Here is a 3,945-nt window from a genome sequence, read left to right on the forward strand (position 1 = left end):
TTCTATACTATCTTCAGAAATGATCATAAACGAAAAAAACTGCTCATAAAACTTGAAAACTGATCATAAACCTCTCTTCCGCCATCGTCAGCATCCACCGCCAGGAAAATAACCCATCCACTCTCAGAATAGTACCCTTCATCAATCAAGACAAAGAGCCAGAAGGAGTGCTTCGCCCTGAAAAGCACTCAAATTGAAAAACTTCTTGCATCTTAAGAAATTCTTCATTTTTCCATACACTTCTTCTAAAGATTTGACTGTCATACTCAAAGTATCAGCAAGTTAGAGGAGGACATCAAATTGATTCGCGTAGAAAATATTCAGCATTCGTTCAAAATCGGTAAAAAAGGAAAAGAGCGGCCTGTCCCTGTCTTGAAAGACCTTTCTTTCGAAGTGCAAAAAGGTTCCATTATCTCGATTGTCGGAAGAAGTGGATCAGGGAAGTCAACATTACTTCATATTATGGCTGGATTCCTTAAGCCTGAGAGCGGGAAAATTACAGTCAATGGAACAGTGACGTCTGATTTCAATGAAACCCAAAGTGCAGAATTCCGGCTAAACCAATTCGGGTTCATCTTCCAGAATTTTCAGCTCATGCCCGGTCTCACGACATTCGAGAATATTGAGCTACCTTTGAAACTGAAAGGCACGTCGAAAGCAGAACGCACAAAACTAGTGAAGCAACTCGTCCAACACGTAGGTTTGAAAGAAGTGCAAGACCATTACCCGAATGAGTTGTCGGGTGGTCAACAACAACGTGTTAGTATCGCCCGTGCACTCATCACGAATCCACCAATCATATTTGCAGATGAACCAACTGGCAGTCTTGACTCAGAAACGGAACAGGAAATTCTAGCGCTCATCCGTTCGCTGAACGAATCCCGTGGAATTACTTTCGTCATTATCACTCACGACGATGAAGTTGCATCTATTGCGGATGAAATTTACCAAATGCACGACGGTGTATTGAAAGCAGGGGGTGTGCATCATGCAATTTAAGGACCAAATCGATTTTGTTAGGCAGCACATTAAAAAGAACAAACTACGTGTATTCATGACAATCTTAGCCGCAACGATGGGAACCGCTTTTCTTATCATTTTAGCTTCTGTCGGATTCGGGATCCAAGACACATTGCGCAGCGAAATTTTGGACAACCGTCTCGTTACACAAATTGAAGTGTATTCAAGCGATATCGATTCTGCAAAAGCTGAAGAAATGAAGAAGCTAAATCACGTTAAAGCGGTCGTTTTACGCCAACAAATTAGCTTGTCTCAGCAATCCACACTCGACACATATAGCAATTCTGGAACACTTGTCGTTTCAGAGTTTGCAGAAGAGCAAAAGGCAGGATTCGCGTTAGAGAAAGGGCGTTTACCAGAGAATAAATATGAAATCGTTGTTGGAAGTGATTTTGCAAAAAATTTAATCGATGAAGCGGAAGTTGAGAAGCTGGAAAACCAACAGCCAGCGGAGGACTCGACTACAGAAGGTGATGCTGAAATTGAAATGCCGCACTATGAAGGTGATCTCCTAGGTAAGGAAATCACATATGAACTTGGAAGCCTCGAAACATCTGAATTGTACGGTGAACCGATTCAACTGAAGATTGTTGGAATCTCAAAGGAACCTGCAAAAGACTTTATGTTCGATAGTAACCTATATGCGGATGCTTCAATAATTCCAGAGCTAGAAGCTATTTACGATCGGCATAAGCCAAAAGAAGGTGCGGATCCGCTGTTCTATTCAAATCTAAACATCTATGCGGATGAACTGCAAAATGTAAAGGGCATCACGACTTCGTTAAAAGATGACGGATATTCTGTGTATTCAATATCAGAAGAGCTGGAGCAAATCGATGTCTTTTTCTTAGCCCTAAAAGCCGGACTTATCTTCGTTGGAACCATTGCAATCTTGATTTCTTCTATTGGTATCTTCAATACGATGACGATGGCAGTGACTGAGCGTACACGCGAAATCGGTGTCATGAAAGCGCTCGGTGCAAAACCAAAACTGATTCAGCGATTGTTTTTACTTGAAAGTGCATGGATTGGCATCATTGGAACTGTCATCGCAGTCATCCTTTCTTATGCAATTAGCATCCTCGCAAACTACATCTTGCCACTCATCGTAGGAGCGGCACTTGGAGAAGAGGACTTTAATGAATTGAACATCACGTTTTCAATCATTCCCTGGCAGCTCGTTGTCATTGCATCAGCGATCAGTATTAGCGTGGCAATGATTTCAGGATGGCGTCCCGCACGTAAAGCAACACAAATCGATGTCATCGATGCGTTACGCCGCGAATTATAAAAGGAAGATCCGCTCACTATGGCGGATCTTTTTCTTATTGTACTGATTCAAATATCTTTGATTTTACAGATGAATTCCGGCATGATAGATAAGAAGAGAGTCAATTTATTTCCGAAAAGGGGTTTTCAGGATGGAATACCGCATTGAGCACGATACGTTTGGTGAAATTCAAGTCCCAGCGGACAAACTATGGGGTGCACAAACACAGCGTAGTAAACAAAACTTTAAAATTGGCGGAGAACGCATTCCGACTGGCGTCATCCAGGCCTTTGCACATTTGAAAAAATCTGCAGCCATTGCAAGTCACTCGTTCGGAAATCTTTCCGAAGTGAAGATGAAAGCAATCTCAGCTGCAGCCAATGAAGTATTAGAAGGTAAATGGGACGACCATTTCCCACTTGTCGTTTGGCAAACAGGAAGTGGAACGCAGTCAAACATGAATATGAACGAAGTACTCGCTAACCGCGGGAATCAGTTGCTTGAAGAGTGGGGCGAGGAAGAGCGCTTGCACCCGAATGACGACGTGAACAAATCACAAAGTTCAAATGATACATTCCCGACGGCGCTTCACGTATCAGGAGTAATCGCAGTTGAACGTGAACTCCTACCAGCACTTGAGAAACTAAAGAAAACGCTAGGCGATAAGTCGGAAGCGTTCATGGACATTATCAAAATCGGCCGTACACACTTGCAGGATGCGACACCTCTTACACTTGGTCAAGAGATGAGCGGTTGGCATCAGATGCTTGTGAAAACGGAGAAGATGCTTAAGGAAAGCGTTCAATCGATGAAAGAACTTGCGATCGGTGGAACAGCTGTCGGTACGGGTCTGAACGCACCAAAAGGATTCGGAGACAAAGTGGCAGAAGAAATTTCGAAGTCTGTCGGTATTGACTTTACGTCAGCTGAAAACAAGTTCCACGCACTTACAAGCTATGACGAAGTTGTTTACACACACGGTGCCATGAAAGCACTTGCTGCAGATCTTATGAAAATTGCCAATGACGTACGTTGGCTTGCTAGTGGTCCGCGTTCAGGTATCGGTGAAATTACGATTCCTGAAAACGAGCCAGGTAGTTCAATCATGCCAGGTAAAGTGAACCCGACACAAAGTGAAGCGCTGACGATGGTCGTTGCACAAATCATGGGGAATGACGCAACAATCGGATTTGCAGCGAGCCAGGGGAACTTCGAGCTCAACGTATTCAAGCCAGTCATCATCTTCAACTTCTTGCAAACGTCAAAACTGTTAGCAGATGGAATGATCAGCTTCAACGACAACTGTGCAGTTGGAATTGAACCAAATCTTGAAGAAATCGATAACAAAGTGAAAAATTCACTCATGCTCGTAACTGCACTTAATCCGCATATTGGGTATGAAAATGCAGCTAAGATTGCAAAAACGGCTCACAAAGAAGGAACAACTTTGAAGGAAGCCGCACTCAAAACAGGACTTCTAACTGAGGATCAGTTCAATGAGTGGGTAGATCCTTCTAAAATGACTGGCTTGTAAGTTGCCACAATATTGTAACGCTACTACCATGTTTAATACTGTATGCTGAGAGGACAAACTTCAAGAAAAGGAGTCGACATGTCCATGAAAAAACGTCTCATTAGACTGACATAGTGATTTG

3 protein-coding genes are annotated in these 3,945 nt (G+C 42.9%); all 3 read left to right on the forward strand.

Annotated elements, in window-relative coordinates:
- The first annotated feature begins 300 nt into the window (after nucleotides 1–300).
- The 3 genes from RL70_RS17070 (at nucleotide 301) to fumC (ending at nucleotide 3,824) form a co-directional block, all read left to right on the forward strand.
- Nucleotides 301–999, forward strand: a complete 699-nt coding sequence (locus RL70_RS17070; protein WP_039044598.1) for an ABC transporter ATP-binding protein — start codon at nucleotides 301–303, stop codon at nucleotides 997–999.
- A complete protein-coding gene (locus RL70_RS17075) occupies nucleotides 989–2,311 on the forward strand; it encodes an FtsX-like permease family protein (RefSeq protein ID WP_039044599.1) in 1,323 nt (440 codons plus the stop codon). The genes RL70_RS17070 and RL70_RS17075 overlap by 11 nt, the downstream gene beginning before the upstream one ends.
- A 130-nt stretch (nucleotides 2,312–2,441) precedes the next feature.
- Nucleotides 2,442–3,824 (forward strand): class II fumarate hydratase, encoded by a 1,383-nt coding sequence (gene fumC, locus RL70_RS17080; protein ID WP_039044600.1) that lies wholly within the window; start codon nucleotides 2,442–2,444, stop codon nucleotides 3,822–3,824.
- The last annotated feature ends 121 nt before the right edge of the window (nucleotides 3,825–3,945 follow it).

Source organism: Sporosarcina sp. ZBG7A, from assembly GCF_000813425.1.
Taxonomy (GTDB): Bacteria; Bacillota; Bacilli; order Bacillales_A; family Planococcaceae; genus Sporosarcina.